General features: G+C 70.6%; 19 protein-coding genes. 13 read left to right on the forward strand and 6 right to left on the reverse strand.

What is annotated here, in order from left to right; all coding sequences use genetic code 11:
* The first annotated feature begins 67 nt into the window (after window positions 1-67).
* From ACFVT5_RS02105 to ACFVT5_RS02120, 4 genes are all read left to right on the forward strand, one after another.
* Window positions 68-784, forward strand: a complete 717-nt coding sequence (locus tag ACFVT5_RS02105; protein WP_389880426.1) for a hypothetical protein — start codon at window positions 68-70, stop codon at window positions 782-784.
* Window positions 785-868: 84 nt separating this feature from the next.
* Complete coding sequence (locus ACFVT5_RS02110; RefSeq protein ID WP_389880428.1) at window positions 869-1,495, forward strand: hypothetical protein; 627 nt, start codon at window positions 869-871, stop codon at window positions 1,493-1,495.
* Window positions 1,496-1,855: 360 nt separating this feature from the next.
* Window positions 1,856-2,533 (forward strand): RNA polymerase sigma factor, encoded by a 678-nt coding sequence (locus ACFVT5_RS02115; protein WP_389880430.1) that lies wholly within the window; start codon window positions 1,856-1,858, stop codon window positions 2,531-2,533.
* Complete coding sequence (locus ACFVT5_RS02120) at window positions 2,533-3,633, forward strand: hypothetical protein (RefSeq protein WP_389880432.1); 1,101 nt, start codon at window positions 2,533-2,535, stop codon at window positions 3,631-3,633. Before ACFVT5_RS02115 ends, ACFVT5_RS02120 begins: the two co-directional genes overlap by 1 nt.
* Window positions 3,634-3,949: 316 nt before the next feature.
* Here ACFVT5_RS02120 and ACFVT5_RS02125 read toward each other — a convergent pair whose 3' ends face one another.
* Window positions 3,950-4,876 carry a L,D-transpeptidase family protein gene (locus ACFVT5_RS02125; protein ID WP_389880434.1) on the reverse strand — a complete coding sequence of 309 codons (927 nt, stop codon included), beginning with the start codon at window positions 4,874-4,876 and terminating at the stop codon, window positions 3,950-3,952.
* Between the two features lie 155 nt (window positions 4,877-5,031).
* On the opposite strand from ACFVT5_RS02125, the gene ACFVT5_RS02130 reads away from it, so the two are divergent.
* Both ACFVT5_RS02130 and leuE read left to right on the forward strand, forming a co-directional pair.
* A complete protein-coding gene (locus ACFVT5_RS02130) occupies window positions 5,032-6,612 on the forward strand; it encodes a methylmalonyl-CoA mutase (RefSeq protein ID WP_389880436.1) in 1,581 nt (526 codons plus the stop codon).
* Between the two features lie 79 nt (window positions 6,613-6,691).
* Complete coding sequence (gene leuE / locus ACFVT5_RS02135) at window positions 6,692-7,345, forward strand: leucine efflux protein LeuE (protein ID WP_389880438.1); 654 nt, start codon at window positions 6,692-6,694, stop codon at window positions 7,343-7,345.
* An 18-nt stretch (window positions 7,346-7,363) separates the two neighbouring features.
* Here the strand turns inward: leuE and ACFVT5_RS02140 are convergent, their stop codons facing one another.
* Window positions 7,364-7,819, reverse strand: coding sequence for a MarR family winged helix-turn-helix transcriptional regulator (locus tag ACFVT5_RS02140; protein ID WP_389880440.1), 456 nt, complete (start codon window positions 7,817-7,819; stop codon window positions 7,364-7,366).
* A 150-nt stretch (window positions 7,820-7,969) separates the two neighbouring features.
* Between ACFVT5_RS02140 and ACFVT5_RS02145 the strand changes: the two genes are divergently transcribed.
* Complete coding sequence (locus ACFVT5_RS02145; protein WP_389880442.1) at window positions 7,970-8,194, forward strand: hypothetical protein; 225 nt, start codon at window positions 7,970-7,972, stop codon at window positions 8,192-8,194.
* A 75-nt stretch (window positions 8,195-8,269) separates the two neighbouring features.
* On the opposite strand, the gene ACFVT5_RS02150 is transcribed toward ACFVT5_RS02145, so the two are convergent.
* The 4 genes from ACFVT5_RS02150 to ACFVT5_RS02165 form a co-directional block, all read right to left on the reverse strand.
* Window positions 8,270-9,295, reverse strand: a complete 1,026-nt coding sequence (locus ACFVT5_RS02150; protein WP_389880444.1) for a hypothetical protein — start codon at window positions 9,293-9,295, stop codon at window positions 8,270-8,272.
* A 69-nt stretch (window positions 9,296-9,364) separates the two neighbouring features.
* A complete protein-coding gene (locus ACFVT5_RS02155) occupies window positions 9,365-10,528 on the reverse strand; it encodes an acyltransferase family protein (RefSeq protein WP_389880981.1) in 1,164 nt (387 codons plus the stop codon).
* Window positions 10,529-10,882: 354 nt separating this feature from the next.
* Window positions 10,883-12,235: a polysialyltransferase family glycosyltransferase gene (locus ACFVT5_RS02160; RefSeq protein ID WP_389880446.1), complete on the reverse strand. Its 1,353-nt coding sequence runs from the start codon at window positions 12,233-12,235 to the stop codon at window positions 10,883-10,885.
* Window positions 12,232-13,209 carry a glycosyltransferase family 2 protein gene (locus tag ACFVT5_RS02165; RefSeq protein WP_389880448.1) on the reverse strand — a complete coding sequence of 326 codons (978 nt, stop codon included), beginning with the start codon at window positions 13,207-13,209 and terminating at the stop codon, window positions 12,232-12,234. Before ACFVT5_RS02165 ends, ACFVT5_RS02160 begins: the two co-directional genes overlap by 4 nt.
* Window positions 13,210-13,407: 198 nt before the next feature.
* On the opposite strand from ACFVT5_RS02165, the gene ACFVT5_RS02170 reads away from it, so the two are divergent.
* The 6 genes from ACFVT5_RS02170 (at window position 13,408) to ACFVT5_RS02195 (ending at window position 21,145) form a co-directional block, all read left to right on the forward strand.
* Complete coding sequence (locus ACFVT5_RS02170; RefSeq protein ID WP_389880450.1) at window positions 13,408-14,763, forward strand: DUF6716 putative glycosyltransferase; 1,356 nt, start codon at window positions 13,408-13,410, stop codon at window positions 14,761-14,763.
* A 74-nt stretch (window positions 14,764-14,837) separates the two neighbouring features.
* Window positions 14,838-16,196, forward strand: coding sequence for a cytidylyltransferase domain-containing protein (locus tag ACFVT5_RS02175; RefSeq protein ID WP_389880452.1), 1,359 nt, complete (start codon window positions 14,838-14,840; stop codon window positions 16,194-16,196).
* 10 nt (window positions 16,197-16,206) lie between these two features.
* A complete protein-coding gene (locus ACFVT5_RS02180) occupies window positions 16,207-17,145 on the forward strand; it encodes an N-acetylneuraminate synthase family protein (protein ID WP_389880454.1) in 939 nt (312 codons plus the stop codon).
* A 29-nt stretch (window positions 17,146-17,174) separates the two neighbouring features.
* Window positions 17,175-18,434 carry a hypothetical protein gene (locus tag ACFVT5_RS02185; protein WP_389880456.1) on the forward strand — a complete coding sequence of 420 codons (1,260 nt, stop codon included), beginning with the start codon at window positions 17,175-17,177 and terminating at the stop codon, window positions 18,432-18,434.
* Between the two features lie 196 nt (window positions 18,435-18,630).
* Entirely contained in the window at window positions 18,631-19,848 is a 1,218-nt protein-coding gene (locus tag ACFVT5_RS02190) for an amidohydrolase (protein ID WP_389880983.1), read from the forward strand.
* 238 nt (window positions 19,849-20,086) lie between these two features.
* Window positions 20,087-21,145, forward strand: a complete 1,059-nt coding sequence (locus ACFVT5_RS02195) for a BMP family protein (protein WP_389880458.1) — start codon at window positions 20,087-20,089, stop codon at window positions 21,143-21,145.
* Window positions 21,146-21,239: the final 94 nt, after the last annotated feature.

Raw genomic sequence — 21,239 nt, forward strand, 5'->3', positions numbered from 1 at the left:
ACGGGGCATCGCACGCAGAGAAGGACAGTGCGGGCACCATGCGGAGGCGCCCCGGTGGGGAGGCGTGATGAGCCTGGTGGAACTGATCGCTCAAGCCGATGCGAGAGCCCTGGCGGTGAGCGGCCTGGCCTGCCTCGACCGGTGTGTCCCGCTGCTCGGCGGTGGCGAGGACGGCGACGAGGTGTTGCGGCCCCTGTGGGGGAGCGTCGCCGAGGGGGACGAGTGGGGCGGGCGCCTGGCGAAGGTACGGGCGGCTCTCGGTGCCGGGGTTCCGATTCCGGTTTCGGTTTCGGGTCCGGTGTCGGTTTCGGTTTCGGGTCCGGTCTCCGGCGAGGGTGACGCGGTGTTCGGTGACGGCGACGGTGACGGTGACGCGATGTTCGGTGCCGGAGACGGTGACGCGGTGTTCGGTGACGGCGACGCGCCCGCGCTCGTACGGCGGATGCTCGACGCCGCTCCGGACCGGCTGCCCGGCGCCGACGACACCGGGCCCCTGGCGGGGAGCCTGCGGGCATGGGCCGACGCCTGCTCGGTGGCCGCCCTTCAGATTCACCGGATCCTGGACATCCCGGGCACGGAACCGGCGTCCGTGACGGCCCGCCGCGAGGGTCGCACCGAGGGCATGTCCCCGCTGGTCGCCGCCGAACTGCGCCGCCAGATCGCCATCCTGGAACTCCTCGCCGAACGCGGCACCGGCGGGCTGCGTCAGGTCCTGGAGATGTCGACGGAGGGGCGCCGGGTGCTGCGCGCGGTCGTCTCACGCCGGGCCCGGGGCCGCGGCTGACGGGACCGGCGGGCGTACGGCGGTACGGGAGTACCGGCTCCTCGGTGGGGGTGGTTTCTTGCCCGGTGCGCCGACTGTCCGTGAATGTCCTGCCGTTTGACCCGGATCGCCCGCGCGGAATACAACCCCGAGCCCCGGCTACCGCGCGAGGCGATCATGAACGGCGAATCGACCGGACCCGACGACGTCGTCCGGTTCTTCGGCATTACTCCCCGGCGCCACCACGCGTTCGACTGGCATGCCGTCGAGAGGTCGGTCGGCCTGCGCCTTCCCGCCACGTACAAATACCTGGCGGAACACACGCCGCGCGGCAGCTTCCAAGGGGCGCTGCACCTCATCAGGCCCGGTGACCTGGACCACGACGAGTCCGCGTACCTGGGCCACTACGCCTACCGGATCCAGGACATCCGCACCGCCGGGACCTGCCCGTACCCCCTGCATCCGGACATCGGCGGACTGCTGCCCTGGGGCGAGGGCTACTTCGGGGAACTCTTCTTCTGGCGCACCGACGAGACCGAACCGGATACCTGGGACATCGTGTTCTGCGACGACGCGTTCGGGGACTGGCACACCCGGCCAGGCCCGCTGCCCGCCTTCCTCCTGGCGCTCGGCCGAGGCGAAATCCACCTCGAAGGCCCGACACCGCCCGACCCGACGACGACCCCCTTCTTCCTGGAATCCGGAAACGACCCGTTCCGGCCCGACGCGTGACGGGCGGGTGCGAGGGATGGGTGTCCGGGGAGTGGGTGTGCGGCGGGGCCGGGAAAGTTGGCCGAATCGCGAGGGTGGCCGGGGCGGGACGGGCCCGGCGAGCGTGTGCGGCGGAGGTCCGTGGCAACGACCGGGGCCGCCACCCCCCACAGGAGAGGCCCCGGCCGCCGCACGACACGGGCCGCGCGGCGGCCCGTACCTAGTACTGCGCCCTGCACGCGTTTTGTGTCACACCCCACTCACACGGGTGCTGGTTGTCCGTTGTACAAACATGGACGCGGACCTAATTCAGGCCGTAGCGTGCCAATCGCGCCGGGACTGTGCAGCCACGGCGCTGTGAGAGGCGCGAAGAGGGGCGTAGTGCTGGGGGATGACGCGGAGCTGACCGCCGCGGTGCTTGCGGCACAGAACGGGGACGACACCGGGTTCCGTACTGTGTACCGCGCTGTGCACCCGCGGCTGCTCGGGTACGTGCGGACACTGGTCGGCGACCCGGACGCCGAGGACGTGACCTCCGAGGCATGGCTCCAGATAGCGCGTGACCTGGACCGGTTCAGCGGCGACGCCGACCGCTTCCGCGGCTGGGCGGCCCGGATAGCCCGCAACCGCGCACTCGACCACATACGGATGCGGGGCCGACGCCCCGCGATAGGCGCCGACGAGACCGAACTCACCGGCAAACCCGCCACCTCGGACACGGCGGGCGAGGCGATCGAGGCCCTCGCGACCAGCGACACCCTCTCCCTCATCGCACAACTCCCGCAGGACCAGGCCGAGGCGGTCGTCCTGCGCGTCGTCGTCGGGCTCGACGCCAAGAGCGCCGCCCAGACCCTCGGCAAACGCCCCGGAGCGGTCCGTACCGCCGCGCACCGCGGACTGAAACGGCTCGCCGAACTCCTCGGGGACGAACCGGACGAAGAGGATCCCGACGGTGCGGGTGTCCTCGGCGGTGTCCCCCCGCAGCGAGAACCGCGCGGGCGTGCGGGAGCGTCAGCGGGTGTGACGCATTCGCGAACGCGGACGCAGAAGGACATGTGATGCCCGACGAGCGATACGAGTGGCTGGACCGCGACGCGGCGGAACGTCTGCTGCGCGGTGAGCCCCTGAAAGCCGTCGATGATCACGCTCGCTACCGTGCGGAACGCCTTGCGCAAACTCTCGACGCGCTCGCCGCGGCGGGGAGTTCCCGGTGGTCGTGGCACCCCGTGCCGCGCGCGCCCGGCGCGGTGTCCGCTGAACTTCCCGGTGAGGCGAACGCCCTGGCCGCCTTCCGCGCGGCCCGGCACGGCCGCTCCGGCATGATCGAGGACAACGGTGTCATAACGGACGCGACGCGCGCGTCCGGCGCCGGGGGCCCCGGCGCCGGGGACGAGCCCGTACTGCTCGGGCGGCCCGAACCCGCGCGGTGGGCGCGTCCCGTACGGTTCGGTCTCGCCGCCGCGCTTGCCGGGTGCATGCTCGGCGGGGTCGCCGTCGCGGCCGGTACCGGTGTGCTGCCCTCGCCGTTCGGCGGCCAGGAGCATCCCGCGCCCGCCGCGTCCGTCTCCGGGCCGCCCGCAAGCCCCGACCGGCCGCTGAGTTCCGTGGCGCCGAGCCCGTCCGCATCCGCCGGCACCGACGCGACCCCCGACCCTTCGCCGACATCCTCTGGGCCTGCCGACGGGCCCGCCCGTGAGCCGGTCTCGCCGGGCGGCGCGCCCGGCGGCGGTGACTCCGAGTCCCGTGAGACGTGGTGGGCGCAGGCCGTCGCCGCCTGCCGTGATCACCGGGCCGGCACCTTGGACGCGGCGCGGCAGCGGCGGTTGGAGCAGTTCGCCAAGGGCGCCGAGCGGGTCGACCGGTTCTGCGACAAGGTCCTTGACCACAAGGCTGGTGACGGCGCCAAGGGCGGCAACGGCAACAAGGGCGGGAGCGACAAGGGCGGCGAGGACAACGGCGGGGACGATCAGGGGGGCGACGGGGACGGTGACCGGGGGTCCGGGGACGGGGAAGGGGTCTGGGAGGATCCGGGGCCTGAGGAACTCCCCTCGTTCGCGCCGTCGCCGGTGAGTTCTCCCGAGGCGAGTCCTACGGTCGAGGTGTCTCCTTCGGCGGAGGCGTCCTCTTCGGTCGAGGCGTCTTCTTCGTCCGACCGCTGAACGGCTTCGTCCGGTGTCTGAGTTGCCGGCACCGCGAGGCAGGGGCTTTTACCGGCCACTTCGATCACCCGCCAGATGAGTGCGCTTCCGGGTGACCCGCCCTCACCTCCGGTTTTCTCTCCCGGATGGGCTTCTTTTCGGTCAGGTGTGACGTTTTTCGACGGCGGGGCGCAGTATGAAGTGAGCCGACTGGTCATCGGCCGTGCGCGAGCCGGGGTTCCCCCCGTACCTTCGGCTCCGCGCCACAGGCGCGGGCGGGACACGTTCCCCCGGTCCCGCCCGCGCCACTAACCTCACCCACGGATCACCACCGGGGTCACCAGTAGATGACGACCTTGTCGCCGGTCTCCACCTGAGCGAACAGGGACGCGAGCTTCTCCTTGTCCTTCACGTTCACGCAGCCGTGCGACGCGCCGGTGTAGCCACGGGCCGCGAAGTCCGACGAGTAGTGCACCGCCTGGCCGCCGCTGAAGAACATCGCGTACGGCATGGGCGTGTGGTAGAGCGTCGAGACGTGGTCGCGGGACTTCCAGTACACCGTGAACGTGCCCTCGCGGGTCGGTGTGTACTGCGAGCCGAAGCGGACGTCCATCGTGGAGACCGCGTCGCCGTCGACCATCCACGTCAGGGTGCGGCTGTTCTTGCTGATGCACAGGACCCGGCCCTTGAGGCAGCGCGGGTCCGGCGCGGCAGCGGGCTGACCGCCGTTCGCGTACAGCTCGTCGCGGGTCGGCTTCTCCGTCATGTCGAGCAGCCGCTCCCAGGTGACCGTGTCCATCGACCCGGTCTCGGGCAGGTCGCGCTTGCCCTGGAACCCCTTGACGGCCTTCACCGTGGAGGCGTCGTACCGCCCGGTGGGGCCGTCGAAGAGCCACGCCACCGCGCGTAGCCGTGCCTGGAGGTCCCGTACGCGCGCGCCGCTGTCGCCCAGGCGCAGCAGCACCTTGGGCGGGGCCGAGGCCGACGGGGTCGCCGACGTGCCGGCCGGCTTGGCACCGGGCTTCTTGTCCGTCTTCTTGTCCGGCTTCGGGCCGGCCGACTTCTGGTCGGATCCCGTGCCGCTCGCGGCCGGGGTCCCCGGTGTCGGGACTCCCTTGCTGTCCGTGCCGACGGCCTGCGCCGTACAGCCACTCACCACGGCCGTGACCGCCGCCACCGCGACACCCACGCGCCACCCGCGCACTCCGCGCGCGCCGTACCTCGCGCGCGCTGTCCCCGATCTGTCTATGACGCCCGTCCTCATCGCTGCCCCCGTCAGTCCGCACGCCGTCGTGTGCCACTGGAGATGTTTCCCGGGCCCACACGGTTGCGAACTACGGCGGAATGTTCCGGCGCGACGCATGCTGTCAGCAAGAGGCAGCATCTTCACAGGAACGACACGAGCGGAGGTGGCGGGCCATGGCGCGCGAGTCGGAGTCCGGACTGCCCGTCGAGCCGGTGTACGGGCCGGACGCGCTGACCGGCTGGGACCCGGCCGAGCGCCTCGGGGAACCGGGCGCGTACCCCTTCACGCGCGGTGTGTACCCCACGATGTACACCGGACGGCCCTGGACGATGCGGCAGTACGCCGGGTTCGGTACCGCCGCCGAGTCCAACGCCCGCTATCGGCAGCTCATCGCGCACGGCACCACGGGTCTGTCCGTCGCCTTCGACCTGCCCACCCAGATGGGCCACGACAGCGATGCGCCGATCGCGTCGGGCGAGGTCGGCAAGGTCGGTGTGGCGATCGACTCGGTCGACGACATGCGGGTGCTGTTCGACGGCATCCCGCTCGACCAGGTGTCCACCTCGATGACGATCAACGCGCCCGCCGCGCTGCTGCTGCTCCTGTACCAACTCGTCGCCGAGGAGCAGGGTGTCCCCGCCGACCGGCTCACCGGCACCGTCCAGAACGACGTCCTGAAGGAGTACATCGCGCGCGGGACCTACATTTTCCCGCCCAAGCCGTCGCTGCGGCTGACCGCCGACATCTTCCGGTACTGCCAGGCCGAGATCCCCCGCTGGAACACCATCTCGATCTCCGGCTACCACATGGCGGAGGCCGGGGCGACGCCCGTACAGGAGATCGCGTTCACTCTCGCGGACGGCATCGCGTATGTGCGGACCGCGGTCGAGGCCGGGATGGACGTGGACGACTTCGCGCCCCGCCTGTCGTTCTTCTTCGTGGCGCGCACGACACTGCTCGAAGAGGTCGCCAAGTTCCGTGCCGCCCGGCGGATCTGGGCGCGGGTGATGCGGGACGAGTTCGGCGCGAGGAATCCCAAGTCGCAGATGCTGCGCTTCCACACCCAGACCGCGGGTGTCCAGCTCACCGCGCAGCAGCCCGAGGTGAACCTGGTGCGGGTCGCCGTCCAGGGCCTCGGGGCGGTGCTCGGCGGTACGCAGTCCCTGCACACCAACTCCTTCGACGAGGCGATCGCGCTGCCCACGGACAAGGCGGCCCGGCTCGCCCTGCGCACCCAGCAGGTCCTCGCGTACGAGACGGATGTCACCGCCACCGTCGACCCGTTCGCCGGGTCCTATGTGGTCGAGCGCATGACGGACGACGTGGAGGCGGCGGCGCTCGCGCTGATGGCACGGGTCGAGGACCTGGGCGGCGCGGTCGCCGCGATCGAACACGGCTTCCAGAAGGGCGAGATCGAGCGGAGCGCGTACCGGATCGCCCAGGAGACCGACTCCGGCGAACGGGTCGTCGTCGGCGTCAACCGCTACACCCTCGACGCCGAGGAGCCGTACGAGCCCCTCCGGGTCGACCCCGCGATCGAGACCCAGCAGATCGAACGCCTCGCGAAACTACGCGCCGAACGGGACCGCGGCGAGGTGGAAGCGGCCTTGACGACCCTGCGCCGCACGGCGACCGGCACGGACAATGTCCTGTACCCGATGCGAAGTGCCTTGCGGGCGCGGGCGACGGTGGGGGAGGTGTGCGACGCGCTCCGTGAGGTGTGGGGGGCGTACGTACCGAGCGATGTGTTCTGAGGGCGTGTTGAGGACGTGTTGAGGGTGTGTTCCACAGGGGCTGGACGGGATGTCGTAGCTTCGTGCGACACTCCGTCTCATGTGGGGTGTCATCGATCTTCCGACGTATCTCGTGGGCCTGGTGCTGATCGTTCTGCTGCCGGGGCCGAACTCGCTGTACGTGCTCTCGGTCGCCGCTCGGCTCGGGGTGCGTCGGGGGTATCAGGCCGCTGCCGGGGTGTGGTGCGGCGACGCCGTGCTGATGACGTTGTCGGCGGCCGGGGTGGCATCGCTTCTCAAGGCCAACGACCTGCTGTTCGGGATCGTGAAGTACGCGGGTGCCGGGTATCTGACCTGGCTCGCGTTCGGGATGCTGCGCGCCGGGTGGGGCATGTGGCGCACCCGGCGTGAACGGCTCGCCGAGGCCGCCGGGCGGTCCGCCGATGCCGCCGGGGAGCGGCCGTTCCGGCGGGCCTTCGTGATCAGTCTGCTCAACCCGAAGGCGATCCTGTTCTTCGTCGCCTTCTTCGTCCAGTTCGTGGATCCGGGGTACGCGTATCCCGCGCTGTCGTTCGTGGTGCTCGGTGTCTTCGCCCAGCTCGCGAGCGTGCTGTATCTGACGGCGCTGATATTCGGCGGCACGCGGCTGGCCGCCGCCTTCCATCGCCGCAAGGCCCTGTCGGCGACGGCCACCACGGCGGCGGGGGTCCTGTTCCTGGGGTTCGCGGCCAAGCTGTCGACGGCGGGGGTCTGACGCCTCCCGCGTGGCTTCTCAGTGGTGCCAGGCGGTGCCGCTCACGTTGTGGATCATCCGTTGCAGGACCTTGAGGGTGCGTACGTACTCCTCGTCGGGGATGTCCGCGTGGATGGTCTCCCGTACGTCGGTCTGGTGTATCGCGGCCTTGGCCTGGAGGGCGGTGCCCTCCGGGGTGAGGGTCAGCAGGCCGTTGTCCTCCGCAACCAGGTCCCTGGCGATCAGGGTGTCGATCTCGTCCAGCATCGTCAGGGTGCCGACCTTGAGGTAGCCCTGGAGGAAGTCGGCCAGTTCGGCGCGGTCCCGGCCGCCGGGCGAGGTGACCAACTGGCTCAGCACCCACCACTGCGGCTGCGAAAGCCCGACCTCGGAGAGGCGCGCGCGAATGTACGTGACAACCGCGTCGTGCGCCGCCCAGGCCCAGTAGCCGATGGGCTGTTGTACGAGGCCGGCGTCATCGTGTGAGTAGTCCATACCGCGAACCTAGAATCTCAACCGAACTTGAGGTCAAGCCGTGCCGGTCGTCTTTGGGTCGGTCTTCGCGGATGCCGGTCTCGGGAGGTCGGGGAGCGGTGTCGAGTCGGATCGGGACTACGCTGCTCCCACGTCCGACAAGGGGGAACAGTGACCGACGAGACGCAGCACGGCACACACGACCTGGCCGATCACCTCGCCGACGAAGCCGTCAACGAGGAACTGACCCGCCGCATCGACGAGTTGGCCAACCTGGTCCTGGAAGCCGAGGCGGCGCTGGGGGAGGTCCTGGAGGTCGTTCAGCGGCAGTCGTCCCGGACCGAGGACACCGCCGCCGAAGCCCCGGTCTCCGAAGCCACGGTTTCCAAGGACTGAGCGCGCGGCCGGAGTTGTAGCCGGGCCGCCGGGGGAGTCTCATCTCTCCCCGGCGGCCCGACCCTTGTGGTCCGGTCAGCGGGCGGGGCGCTGGGGGGACCTGCCTTGGGGAGAGGTCGTCCACGCCAACTGGGCCGCCGGTGTGGGTCGGCGGAACGTGGCGTTGGGGTCCCGGGAGTACGAGGGTGCTGTCACCGTCAGTCCCTGCATCCCCTGCGGCAGCGCGTCCGCCCCGTACATGCCTCCGGCGAGGTAGGGCGCGGCAGGGTTCACGGGAGCGGGACCGGGACCGGACGAGAGGCCCGCCGTGTCGAAGGCGCCGTAGTTCACGGAAGTCGTCGCCAGCAACGCGTCCACGTCCACTCCGTCGAACATCGGCTCCGGCGACCGGTACGCCCAGCCGGCGTCCGAGGAATGGGCGTCGGCACTCGGGCCCGCATACGGCGACGGCTGAGCTACGTCCTGGCCGAACTCCTCGGCACGGAACGCCTCCAAAAGTCCGTTCTGCATCCGCATCGCCGCGCCGTAGTCCTGGGCCCTGACCCCTGCGGCGACCGCCCGGTGCTGTAGGTGGCCATCGGTCAGGTCGAGCGAAGGATCGGCCAGGAACGGCGGCACCGAGCTGCCCGACGGGCCATGCGCCGGCTGCGGTGCTTCAAGCCGCACCACGGTCGCTTCCTGTTGCCCGTGCCCGACCGTCTCCGGATGCAACGCCACCCGCAACCCCACCGGCGGCATCTCGGGCCACCCCGCCATCCGCTGCCGATAGTTCTCGTACACCTCCAACGCCGCTATCTCCGGCCACAGAGACGGTGTGTCAGCGGTCGCGGGCTCCCTCTCCTGATGCTGCTGCTGCTCCTTCCGCCCCGCCTCGGCGTCGCGGCGGTTTCTCCGGAGTTCCTGCATCTTCTCCCGCTGTTGCGCCCTCTTCTTCGCGGCGGCGTCCGGGTCCTTCTCCAGCCGTTCCCGCTCCCGCTCCCAGGCCGGATTCACCTGCTCCTTCCGCCGGGGCAACGGCCCGTCGTTCCGCCGCTCCCCCTCTCGCTCCCGGGGCTCCCGCAGCTTCCGCTTCTCTTTCTCACCCGTACGGTCCGGTGACATGGCGCTCTCCGTCCTCTCGGTTCCCGGAAGCTCCTCCCACCACCACGACGGACCGCACCGCTGTCCGGTTCAGCGCCCGGCGTCCCCGCCGCCGCCCGGCACCTTCGCCCCGCCGGACGCCCCCACGCCCGACGCCCCGGACACCCCCGACGACAACAACCTCCGTATCAGCGGCGTCAGCCACCCCTCCACATACCGGTACAACAACCACGCCAGCACCAGCATCGCCAGAATCGTCAGCGGCAGCGTCGCGTACGCCGGGATGCCCAGGGTCCGGTGCAGCGCCCCGATCACCACCCAGCCGAGGTGTTCGTGGACCAGGTAGAAGGGGTAGGTCAGGGCGCCCGCCAGCGTCAGCCAGCGCCAGTTCGCCCACTGGAACTTGCCCAGCGCTATGGCTCCGACCAGGACGAAGCCCATCGTCACGATCAGGATGATCACGGCGGAGGAGCGGTACGAGAAGGAGCGTGTGTCCGGCTCGTGCCACAGGCCCGCCACCGCGTAGTGCTGCCCGATCAGCCAGCTCACGCCGACGATGCCCCAGGCGGTAGCGTCCCGGCGGTTGCGGTGCAGCAGGTACAGGCCGATGCCGCCGATGAAGAAGGGCGCGTACTCGGGCATCAGGACCAGCTTCAGGAACGGTTCGCCCGATGCCTGGGCCAGTGCCGCCGCCATCGTCCACACCGCGCAGAACAGCACCACCCGGCGCCGGGTCGCCCCGGGCAGCACCACACAGAGCGCGAAGAGCGCGTAGAAGCGGATCTCCACCCACAGGGTCCAGCAGACGCCGAGGACCCGGTTCGCGCCCAGTGGCTGCTGAAGCATCGTCAGATTCACCAGCGCGTCGCTCGGTGACACCGCCTTGTACGCGACGACGGGCAGCGCGAACACCGCCGTCACGATGATGATCGCGGCCCAGTACGACGGCAGCAGACGCGAGGCCCGTGAGGCGAAGAACGAGCGCAGCGGGCGGCCCCAGCCGCTCATGCAGATCACGAAGCCGCTGATCACGAAGAAGATCTGTACGCCGAGGCAGCCGTAGGCGAACCACGGGTGCAGCGTCGGGAACTGCTCCTTCGGCGACGACCCCCACGCCCGTGCGACGTCGCCGCCCCGGCCCCCGTAGTGGTACAGCGCCACCATCAGCGCGGCGATCAGACGCAGTCCGTCCAGGGCCCGCAGCCGGCCGCCGCCGGATCGTTTCGGGCGGGAGCGGCCGGAAGCGCCGTTCACGTCAAGAGCGGTGACCGGTGTCCGCCGGGTGTCGGTCCGCAGCGTGTCGGTCACGGTGTCAACCCCTGTGTGTAGCTGTTTCGACCTTGATCGATTTATTACGGGCCGTGTCGAAGCCCTATCGAAGTCCTGTCGAAGCCATTCCGAGGATGTTCCGAATGCCGGGCGCGCGGCCATTTTCAGCACACCTTATGACCGCCCACAGGAAACTCCAGTTCGAGAACGCCACCATTTGCCGGACGGCAGTGACACGTTCACCTGGACGACGCTTTGGATTCCTGACGATGGACGACGACCGGGGGGTGGGAGCCGCGCTCGGCTCCCACCCCCCGGTCAGTCCGGCCCGCCGGCCGGTCAGCTCAGCGCGCGCTTCAGACTGCGGGCCTTGCGGGCGACCCGGCGTACGGTCGCGTTGCGCGGCAGGAACGACAACTGCGCGGGCACCGCGCCCGGCAGGCCGAGCGAGGTGAGCCTGCGGCGCTTGAAGTACCGCCAGGTGCGGTCGTTCAGACGGGTCGTCAGATACTTCTCGGCATCGGCCCGCCGGTTCGGGTAGACCTTCGGCTGCATCGCGAAACCGACCGCCGTCACCAGACCGTTCAGCTCTTCGGCGGGCTGCCCGATCCGCTGTGCCTCGACCGCCTCGCGGTCCGTCAGCTCCGGCAGCAGCACGTCCACCAGCGTCACCGGGATCCGGTTGCTGTTCTGGTACGGCGACAGGCGGTCAAGGAGGGTGTCCGTGCCGACCCGCGCCACCGGCAGCCCGTACAGCGCGGACGCGGTGAGCAGCGCCGTGGAGAAGCAGCCGACGACCAGCGCGGGCCGCATCCGCTGGTACAGCACCTCGGCGAGGACCGGCGAGTCCAGGACGGTCAGGGTGACGCCCAGCTTGGCGGCCTCCGCCTCAAGCCCCTTCGACCAGCCGACCGGTGCCGTCGGGTGCGGCTTGAACACGATCCGCCGATGGCCGAGTTCGACCGCGCCGCGCAGCATCCGCAGATGCAGGTTCTCCTCCTGCTCGGCGGTGAGGATCTCCAGCGCCGAGAGGTACTGGCCGAGCAGCAGTGCCGGGGCCTCCAGGTCGGGGGAGTCCAGGTCCGGCAGTTCGGTGGCCGAGACATCGTCGCCGAGTTCGCCGAGGACCTTCAGGAAGGCATCCGTCGGGACCACCTCCGGCGGTACGCCGAACTCCGTGAGCAGCAGCGGCGTCAGGCCCGGTACGAGATCCAGGTGCAGCAGCCGCCGCACCCGGGTGCCGACCAGCGGGTCGAGCTTGTTGCGGGTGGGGCCGTAGCTCATCAGGCCGTCGGCGTAGACCTCGATCGGGGCGCCGGTGAAGATCTGCGCCACGGTCATCGCCGGATTGACCTGGATCGACTCGACCACCAGCGCGACGTCGTCGTCACCGAGCCGCCAGGTGAGCCGCAGATACCGCTCCCAGAGCGGGATGTCCTCCTGGCGGGCGCCCCAGCCGCCGGGGTGGAACGGGGCGATGGTCTCGTTCCACGACAGGACCTCGTCGAAGCGGCCCCGCAGCCGCTCGAAGCCCGGCATCTCGTCCAGGGCCGGGGAGGTCTCCGGGGTCGCCGCGTTGTTCGCGACGAGCAGCACGGTCCGGTCGGCCGGGCCGAAGAGGTCGGCGTCCAGGGCGGCGGCGAGCGTCGCCGCGCCGTACAGCGTCGACGCGAGGAAGATCCGGGTGGTCACGCGGCCACCCCCGCCGGGGCGGGACGCCGGCGCAGCCGGCGCAGCCGGGTGGCGCGCTGGAGGTCCATGGAGTCCAGCGCCTCGTCCAGGAAGGGCTGCGGCATCCGCTTCAGCGCCCCCGCGCTCAGGGTCTTCAGTCTGCGCGCCACGGCGGGTTCGAACCTTTCGATGGATCCCAGATGATGGGAAATGATGGCGCAGTACGTGCGCACGGCCTTGGGCAGCAGTTTCTCGGCGTCGGGGTCCTCGGAGGTTTCCTGGATGACCTCGTCGAACGCGCGAATGAAATCGAGCTGCCGTACGTCACCGATCTGGGTGAGCGACGACGCGACACCGCGCCGGTAGAAGACACCGAGCAGACCGACGGCCGCGAAGGACTCCGCCTCGCGGTGCAGCCGCCAGATCCACGGCCGGTCCTCGGCGGTGCGCAGCCCGTCCGTGAAATGGATCAGGCCCTTGTCGACCAGGCGGCGGTGGTAGACACCGGCCCAGGCGTACGCGTAGTCGACCGACGTCGTCCGGTCGGCGGGCAGAATGGCGTCGCGGGGCCGCATGACCTCTCCGCGCCTGCCGTGCGGTACGCGGTGTACCGCGCGGGCCCGTCCGGTGCACTGGACATGGTCGGTGCGGACGAAGTCGCACCCCAGGTCCTCTATGGCGGAAAGGAGTTGAGGGTAGTACCCGGGGGCGAGCCAGTCGTCGCCGTCGAGGAACGTGAGGTAATCGCCGCGGGCCGCGTCGATTCCCGTGTTGCGGGCGGTCGCCAGGCCACCGTTCTGCTCGTGTCTCAGGACGACGGCGCCCGGGAGGTCCCGTGACGCCCGCTCCAGGATGGCCGGGGTCTCATCCTTCGAACAGTCGTCGACGAGGATGAATTCGAAGTCGTCGCGGGCGTTGGCACGCAGACTCCTGAGGGTGTCGGGCGCGTATTGCTGCACGTTGTAGAACGGCACGATGACGGAGAGCTTGACCACCTCGCCGACGTTAGATGCGGCTCCGGCATTCGTCCTGACCCGCGGTGAGATACCAGGTGAACGAAGCGTGGCGGAATGGTGAACCGGGCGCATTCTTGTGTGATTCCGAGCCGGAATCCCCATTCGTCGACCCGCTGTTAACCCTTTGTTGTATTCGGGTTGGGCAGGACAACGGAATGGCTTCCTAGCGTCTTCCGCGTGCCAGTAAGTACGAGGAAGTCCCCCCGCGTCGCCGTCCTCGCCGACTCCGACACCCGATGGAAGTGGGGTGCGCTCACCGCCAACCGCGTGGTCGAGGGCAGCCGCATCGACGGGTTCCTGCTGCGCGGCCGGGCCACCCCCACGCCCCGCCAGCTCCAGGAGGTCGGCGTCCACGCGGACTCCCTCAGAGAGGTCACGGCGGTCGAGTTCCTGCGCGCGATGGGCCGGGCGGACGGCGGCACGGGCAGTGATGTCGGCGGTGACACGGACGACGACCCACAGGACGCCCCGTACGACGTCGTCGTGCTCGCCCTCGTCGGCGGCGCCGTCCAGGCCATGCTGCACGGTCTCGCGCACACCTGGCGGGAGCACAAGCGCCGGCCCGTGGTCGTCACCGGCTATGTCGGCGTCGTCTACGAGAAGCTCGCCGACGGACTGCTCCTGCGGCACGGCGCCGACCTCGTCCTCGCCAACTCCCGCCAGGACGCGGAGCGTTTCCGCGCCGTGTACTCGGGCGTCGGCGCCGACTCGACCTCGGTCGTGGAGACCGCGCTGCCGTTCCTCGGCGGCGAACCCCACAGCCCCAGCGAGCCGTACCGGGTCGTCTTCGCCGCCCAGCCCTCCGTACCGGAGAGCCGCGCCGACCGGACGTACCTCCTGGAGCGCATGGCGGCGCACGCGCGGCTGCACCCCGACCGCGAGGTACTGATCAAGCTGCGCTCCAAGCCCGGCGAGCACACCACGCACATCGAGGAACTGCCGTACCAGAAGCTCGCCCAGAACGTGAAGCTGCCCGACAACTGCCGCCTGGCGTACGGGCACATGGGCGAGGTACTCGACACCGCGGACCTGCTGGTCACCATCAGCTCCACCGCGGCGCTCGAATCCCTGCACCGGCGGGTGCCCACCGCGATCCTGACCGACCTGGGGATCCGCGAGGCGCTCGGCAACCACCACTTCATCGGCTCCGGCTGCCTCGCCTCCTGGGACCAGCTCGACGCCGGGCACCGGCCCCTGCCCGACCCGCACTGGCTCGCCCGCCAGGGTGTCGCGGCCGACGGGGCCTACCGCAGTGCCTTCGCCGCGGCCCGCGCCCGGATCGCCTTACTCACCGAAGGCCCGCCGCTCGCCCCGCTCGACCCGTACTACAGCCTCACCACCGCCCCCGGCTATCTGCCGCGGATCCTGGCCCGTCACCACCTCGGCCCGGACGGAGCGCCGCTGCCCGGCGCGCCCGCGGCCGACAAGGAGCCCGGCGTCGTACGGCAGGCCGTGCGCCGCGCCGCCCGGGGCGCCTACCGGCACGGGGTGCAGCGCGTCGCGCCCGTCATCCGGCGGATGGGCGAGCTGTGACCGACGGGCGAGCCACCCCCGAACCTCCCTCGCGACATCGCCTGCCGCGACCCCGTCTGCAAGGAGACCAGTCCATGACCACACCGGAACCGGAAGTGGGCCCAGCCGCGCCGGTACGCCGCGTCCTCGCCGTGATTCCCGCGCGCGGCGGCTCCAAGGGCGTCCCCGCCAAGAACCTCATGCCGGTCGGCGGAGTGCCGCTGGTAGCCCGGGCGGTGCGTGAGTGCCGGGCGACCCGGCTCGTCACGGATGTCGTCGTCTCCACCGACGACACGGCCATCGCCGTCGCCGCGCGGCAGGCGGGCGCCGAGGTCGTGATGCGGCCCGCCGCCATCGCCGGGGACACCGCGACCAGCGAGGCAGCCGTCCTGCACGCCATGGACGCCCACGAGACGCTGCACGGTGCCACGGTCGACGTGGTCCTCCTGGTGCAGTGCACCAGCCCTTTCCTGATCCGTGAGGACATCGACGCGGTGGCCGGCGCGGTCGTCGACAACGGTGCCGACACCGCCGTGACGGTGGCCCCCTTCCACGGCTTCATCTGGCGCGACGCGGCCGACGAGCTGGCGTCGGGCCACGCGGACCAGGGCACCGACCTGGCCGCCGGCACCGTGCCCGACAGCCGCACATCGGCCGAGACCCCGGCGGCGGTGCGGGTCGCGCGGGCGCACAGCGCGGTGGCCCGCGGCGCCGCCCCCAGTGGCGGGTACGGCGTCAACCACGACAAGTCCTTCCGCCCCCGCCGCCAGGACCGTCCCCAGGACCTCCTGGAGACCGGTGCCGCGTACGCCATGGACGCGGCCGGGTTCCGTACCCACCAGCACCGGTTCTTCGGCCACACCGAACTCGTACGGACCGATCCCGCGCGGGTCCTGGAGATCGACGACCCGCACGACCTCGCCCGCGCCCGCGCCCTTGCCCCCCACTTCGACGCGAACCGACCCGGCTCCCTGCCCGGCCGCGCCGACATCGACGCGGTCGTCCTCGACTTCGACGGCACCCAGACGGACGACCGGGTGCTGATCGACGCCGATGGACGGGAGTTCGTCACCGTGCACCGCGGGGACGGACTCGGTATCGCGGCCCTGCGCAACGCGGGCCTGACGATGCTGATCCTGTCCACCGAGCAGAACCCCGTCGTCGCCGCGCGGGCCCGGAAGCTCAAGATCCCGGTCCTGCACGGCATCGACCGGAAAGACCTCGCACTCAAGCAGTGGTGCGAGGAGCAGGGCATCGCGCCGGAGCGCGTGCTCTACGTCGGCAACGACGTCAATGACCTCCCGTGTTTCGGCCTCGTCGGCTGGCCCGTGGCGGTCGCGAGCGCCCACGACGTCGTGCGCGGCGCCGCACGCGCGGTCACCACCACCCCTGGTGGCGACGGCGCGATCCGAGAGATCGCCGCCTGGATCCTCGGCCCCTCCCTCGACAAGTAAGGAACGTTCCATGAGCACCAACTCCCGCCTGCGTACCCTCGGTTCGAAGACCGCGGGCCCCGGCCACCCCGTCTACGTCACCGGCGAGATCGGCATCAACCACAACGGCGACCTGAACAACGCGTTCGCCCTCATCGACGCCGCCGCCGACGCGGGCTGCGACGCCGTGAAGTTCCAGAAGCGCACCCCGGAGATCTGCACCCCGCGCGACCAGTGGGACATCGAGCGGGACACCCCCTGGGGCCGGATGACGTACATCGACTACCGCCACCGTGTGGAGTTCGGCGAGGACGAGTACCGCCAGATCGACGAGCACTGCAAGAAGCGCGGCATCGACTGGTTCGCTTCGCCGTGGGACACCGAGGCCGTCGCGTTCCTGGAGAAGTTCGACATCCCCGCGCACAAGGTCGCCTCCGCGTCGCTCACCGACGACGAGCTGCTGCGCTCGCTGCGCGCCACCGGTAAGACGATCATCCTGTCTACCGGCATGTCGACGCCGAAGCAGATCCGGCACGCGGTCGAGGTCCTCGGCTCCGACAACATCCTGCTCTGCCACGCCACGTCCACCTACCCGGCGAAGGCCGAGGAGCTGAACCTGCGCGTCATCAACACCCTCCAGGCCGAGTTCCCGAACGTCCCGATCGGCTACTCCGGTCACGAGACGGGCCTTCAGACCACCCTCGCCGCCGTCGCGCTCGGCGCCACCTTCGTCGAGCGGCACATCACCCTCGACCGCGCCATGTGGGGCTCCGACCAGGCCGCGTCGGTCGAGCCGCAGGGCCTGACCCGCCTGGTCCGCGACATCCGCACCATCGAGTCCTCGCTCGGCGACGGCGTCAAGAAGGTCTACGAGTCCGAGCTGGGCCCGATGAAGAAGCTGCGCCGCGTCCCGGGCGTCGTCGCTCAGGCCGAGATCGCCACCGCCGCCGGCGAGCCGGTCACGGTCTGACGGCCCGGAATCACGACGGTCTTACGACCATGAGTCCCCGTGTCGGGCCGGCAGGGCCCACCACCACGCTCGCCTTCGTGGAGAGCCCCGTCCAGCTCCTGAACGTGCTGGAGTGGGCGCACACCCAGGCGCCCCACGCGCCGAACGCGCCGGTCGGGCTCGCCACGTCCGTGCCTCCCCAGACACGACGCGACCACCCCACCGGCCCGCCCGGGGACTCACAGCACCACCCCACCCCTCCACCTACGCCGACCCCGTCGACCGGTACCCCGGGCCCGACGGGCGATCCGTTCGACGTGGCCGATCCACCCCCGGTCACCCCGGCGGCAGCCGCACTCACCCTGGTGGTTCTCTCGCCCACCGACCCGATGACCCGAGGTCAGCTGCGCCGGATGGCGGAGCTGGCGCGGCGTGAGGGCCACCAGGTGCGCTGGGAGGAGGCGCGCGGCGGGCCCGCCGCCCCCTTCCAGACCATCGGCGGGCTCACCCCGCTGCTGCGCCGCGCGCGGCGGATCGTCATCGGCGACCCGTTCTCGCGCTACGTACAACTGCTGCTCACCATCACCCGGGCCCGTGAGCTGGTCGTCGTGGACGACGGCACCGCCACCATGGAGTTCATCGCCCAGCTCGCGGGCGGTGAGCGGCTGGTGCGCTGGCACCGGCGCGGCGGTCGGCCAGGGCCCCGTGACCTGGTTTTCGCGCCGGTCTCGGCGTCCGCCCGGCGCCGTCTGACGCCCAGCGCGCACCGCAGCGTCGAGGTGTTCTCCTCGATGCCGATCGATTCGGCGCCCGACGGCGTCCGCATCACCACCAACGACTTCGCCTGGACCCGCGCCCGCTTCGGACCGCCCCGCGTCACCCGGAGCGCCGACCTCGTCGGCACCTCACTCGTCGAGACGGGTGTCGTCGACCCCGACCGCTACCTGGAGGCGGTCCGCTCCCTGGCCCGCGCGCATGGCGCGACGCGCTACTTCGCGCACCGCAGGGAATCCACCGAGAAGCTGCACCGCCTGGCCACCGAGGTGGGCCTCGAAGTGGTCCGCCCGGACCTTCCGCTGGAGCTGATCGCGCGCCGGGGCCCCATCGGCCGTACGATCCTGAGCTTCCCGTCGACCGTCGTGCACACGCTGCCCCTCGCCCTGGCGGGCACCGACGTCACCGTCGCGGTCTGTGACATCGACCCCACCTGGCTCACCGACCACGCCTCGCCCCGCGCCCAGGGCTTCCTGTCGGGGGTCACCGGCACCGCGCGCGACGTGCACAGACTCCAGTCCGTGTTCGCGGGATAACCGAACTTGATACCCACCTCGGGTGACGGTCATGCGCCGGGTGCCCGGAATCGTTACACCAATCTGGCTTAACTTTCCTTGATCACGGCTCAGTTGACCCCCCTGTCGCTTTACCCTTCAAAGGGTGAACCAACTGATGTCCGCCGAGTCCGAGTCCGACACCGACCGGTCCGGGGTGTCCCCCCTGGCCGGTGAGATGTCCGGCGAGCTGCCCGCCCCGCTGACCGGCGGGCTGCCCGGCACTCTGCCGGACACGTTGCGTGACGAGCTGATCGCGTTCCGCCGCGACATGCACATGCACCCGGAGCTGGGCAATCAGGAGTTCCGCACCACCGCAGCGCTCAAGGCCCGCCTGGAGGCGGCCGGACTGCGTCCCCGGGTGCTGAGCATGGGTACCGGACTCATCTGTGACATCGGCGAGTGGGACGGCGTACGCCCGCTGCTCGCGCTCCGCGCCGACATCGACGCGCTGCCCATCCCGGACACCAAGGCCGGCTGCGCCTACCGCTCCACCGTGCCGGACCGCGCGCACGCCTGCGGACACGACGTGCACACCACCGTCGTCCTCGGCGCGGGCCTGGTCCTGGCCGCCCTGGACCGTGAGGGCGCGCTGCCCCACCCGGTGCGGCTGATCTTCCAGCCCGCCGAGGAGGTCCTGCCCGGCGGGGCGCCCGACGCGATCGAGTGCGGGGTGCTCGAAGGCGTGGGCCGGATCATCGGCGTGCACTGCGACCCGCGCGTGGACGCCGGACGCATCGGCCTGCGGCACGGACCCATCACCTCCGCCTGCGACCGTCTCGAACTGTCCCTCGACGGCCCCGGCGGCCACACCGCGCGCCCGCATCTGACCACCGACCTGGTCACCGCGGTCGCCAAGGTCGCCACCGAGGTCCCCGCGCTCGTCGCCCGCCGGGTCGACGCCCGCTCCGGGCTCGCGGTGACCTGGGGCCGTATCGAGGCCGGGCACGCGTGCAATGTGATCCCGCAGCACGCCGAGATGTCAGGCACAGTCCGCTGCCTCGACCTGAACGCCTGGCGGCAGGCGCCCGACCTGGTGCACGCGGCGATCGACGAGATCGCGGGCCTCTACCGCGCCAAGACCGAGGTCAACTACATCCGGGGCGTGCCGCCCGTCGTCAACGACGCGGCCGTCACCGAACTGCTCCGCGACGCCATGACGGCCCGCCTCGGCGCCCACTCCATCGAGGACACCGAGCAGAGCCTCGGCGGCGAGGACTTCTCCTGGTACCTGGAGCAGGTGCCCGGCGCGATGGCCCGGCTCGGCGTCCGCACCCCCGGCGAGCGCACCGTCCGCGACCTCCACCAGGGCGACTTCGACGCCGACGAGCGGGCGATCGCGGTCGGCGTGGAACTCTTCACGGCGGCGGCCCTCCTCGACGCCGACCGGGCCTGATGACCCGTACCGGAAGCAGCCGCAGCGACGTCGCCGATCACCCTGACCGGCGGCGTCATCCGGCTGTAACCGGCCACCGGCACCCTGTCTGTCACCGGACCCGCGCCGGGTGTTCAAGGCCCGTTCGCGTCGATACGGTAACGGCTTCGCAAGAGGTCTTTATCTGACATCTACGCGCGTTACGATGCGGCGAAACCAGCGCCGCCGTGGCGCTCAGGTCAGGTTGAAGGAGCCTCCCTTGCGCCGGGTAGCCAAGATCTCAGCTGCGTGTATAGCCACCGCAGCGCTCGCACTTTCCGCCACCGCGTGCGGCAGCACGTCCACCGAGAAGAACTCCGGCTCGGACTCCTCGTCCGCCGGGGCCAAGGGCTCCAAGGTCGGTCTCGCCTTCGATGTCGGCGGCCGTGGTGACCACTCCTTCAACGACTCCGCCGCGCGCGGCGCCGACAAGGCCAAGGCCGAGTTCGGCAGTGAGCTGAAGGAGCTGACCGCGAAGACCGGGGACACCGAGGCCGACCGCGAGCAGCGTCTCACGGACCTCGCCGCCGCCGGCTACAACCCCGTCGTGGGTGTCGGCTTCTCCTACGCGAAGGCCATGACCGCCGTCGCCGCCAAGTACCCCAAGACCAGCTTCGGCATCGTCGACTCGGTCGTGGACGCCAAGAACGTCGACAGCATCACCTTCACCGAGGAGCAGGGTTCCTACCTCGCCGGTGTCGCGACGGCGCTGAAGACCAAGAAGGACCACGTCGGCTTCATCGGCGGCGTCGACATCCCGCTGATCAAGAAGTTCGAGGCGGGTTACGTCCAGGGCGTCAAGGAGACCAACCCGAAGATCAAGGTCGACGTCCAGTACCTGAGCCACGGCACCGACCTCTCCGGCTTCGCCAGCCCTGACAAGGGCAAGGAAGCCGCGCAGGGCATGCTCGACAAGGGCGCGGACGTCGTCTACACGGCGGCCGGCTCCTCCGGCAACGGCGCCATCGAGGCCGTCAGCGGAGTCAAGGGCGCCTGGGCGATCGGCGTGGACTCGGACCAGTACGCCATCCCGGGTCTGTCCAAGTACAAGGACTCGATCCTCACCTCGGTCGTCAAGAACGTCGACATCGGCGTCTACGACCTGATCAAGTCCGTCAAGGACGGCAAGCCGATCACCGGCACCAACACCTACTCGCTCGCCGAGAACGGTGTCTCGCTCTCCCCGAGCGGTGACTTCCTCAAGGACATCCAGGCCAAGCTGGACGAGGCGAAGCAGAAGATCGTCGACGGCCAGATCAAGGTCAAGACCACTCCGTGATCTGACGGTCGGGGCCGGTCGTCCGACGACCGGCCCATGGACCACCGGCCCACGGGCCAGGCTCGGCGAGGGGGAGAGCGTCAGCGCCCCTTCT

Source organism: Streptomyces sp. NPDC058001, assembly GCF_042886315.1.
Lineage (GTDB): Bacteria > Actinomycetota > Actinomycetes > Streptomycetales > Streptomycetaceae > Streptomyces.

Coding starts and splice junctions, on each gene's coding strand:
- ACFVT5_RS02125 (WP_389880434.1), bottom strand. CDS start 4,876: ATGAGGACGGGCGTCATAGACAGATCGGGGACAGCGCGCGCGAGGTAC.
- ACFVT5_RS02110 (WP_389880428.1), top strand. CDS start 869: ATGTCCTGCCGTTTGACCCGGATCGCCCGCGCGGAATACAACCCCGAG.
- ACFVT5_RS02130 (WP_389880436.1), top strand. CDS start 5,032: ATGGCGCGCGAGTCGGAGTCCGGACTGCCCGTCGAGCCGGTGTACGGG.
- ACFVT5_RS02190 (WP_389880983.1), top strand. CDS start 18,631: ATGTCCGGCGAGCTGCCCGCCCCGCTGACCGGCGGGCTGCCCGGCACT.
- ACFVT5_RS02105 (WP_389880426.1), top strand. CDS start 68: ATGAGCCTGGTGGAACTGATCGCTCAAGCCGATGCGAGAGCCCTGGCG.
- ACFVT5_RS02140 (WP_389880440.1), bottom strand. CDS start 7,819: ATGGACTACTCACACGATGACGCCGGCCTCGTACAACAGCCCATCGGC.
- ACFVT5_RS02150 (WP_389880444.1), bottom strand. CDS start 9,295: ATGTCACCGGACCGTACGGGTGAGAAAGAGAAGCGGAAGCTGCGGGAG.
- ACFVT5_RS02175 (WP_389880452.1), top strand. CDS start 14,838: ATGACCACACCGGAACCGGAAGTGGGCCCAGCCGCGCCGGTACGCCGC.
- ACFVT5_RS02120 (WP_389880432.1), top strand. CDS start 2,533: ATGCCCGACGAGCGATACGAGTGGCTGGACCGCGACGCGGCGGAACGT.
- ACFVT5_RS02180 (WP_389880454.1), top strand. CDS start 16,207: ATGAGCACCAACTCCCGCCTGCGTACCCTCGGTTCGAAGACCGCGGGC.
- ACFVT5_RS02185 (WP_389880456.1), top strand. CDS start 17,175: ATGAGTCCCCGTGTCGGGCCGGCAGGGCCCACCACCACGCTCGCCTTC.
- leuE (WP_389880438.1), top strand. CDS start 6,692: ATGTGGGGTGTCATCGATCTTCCGACGTATCTCGTGGGCCTGGTGCTG.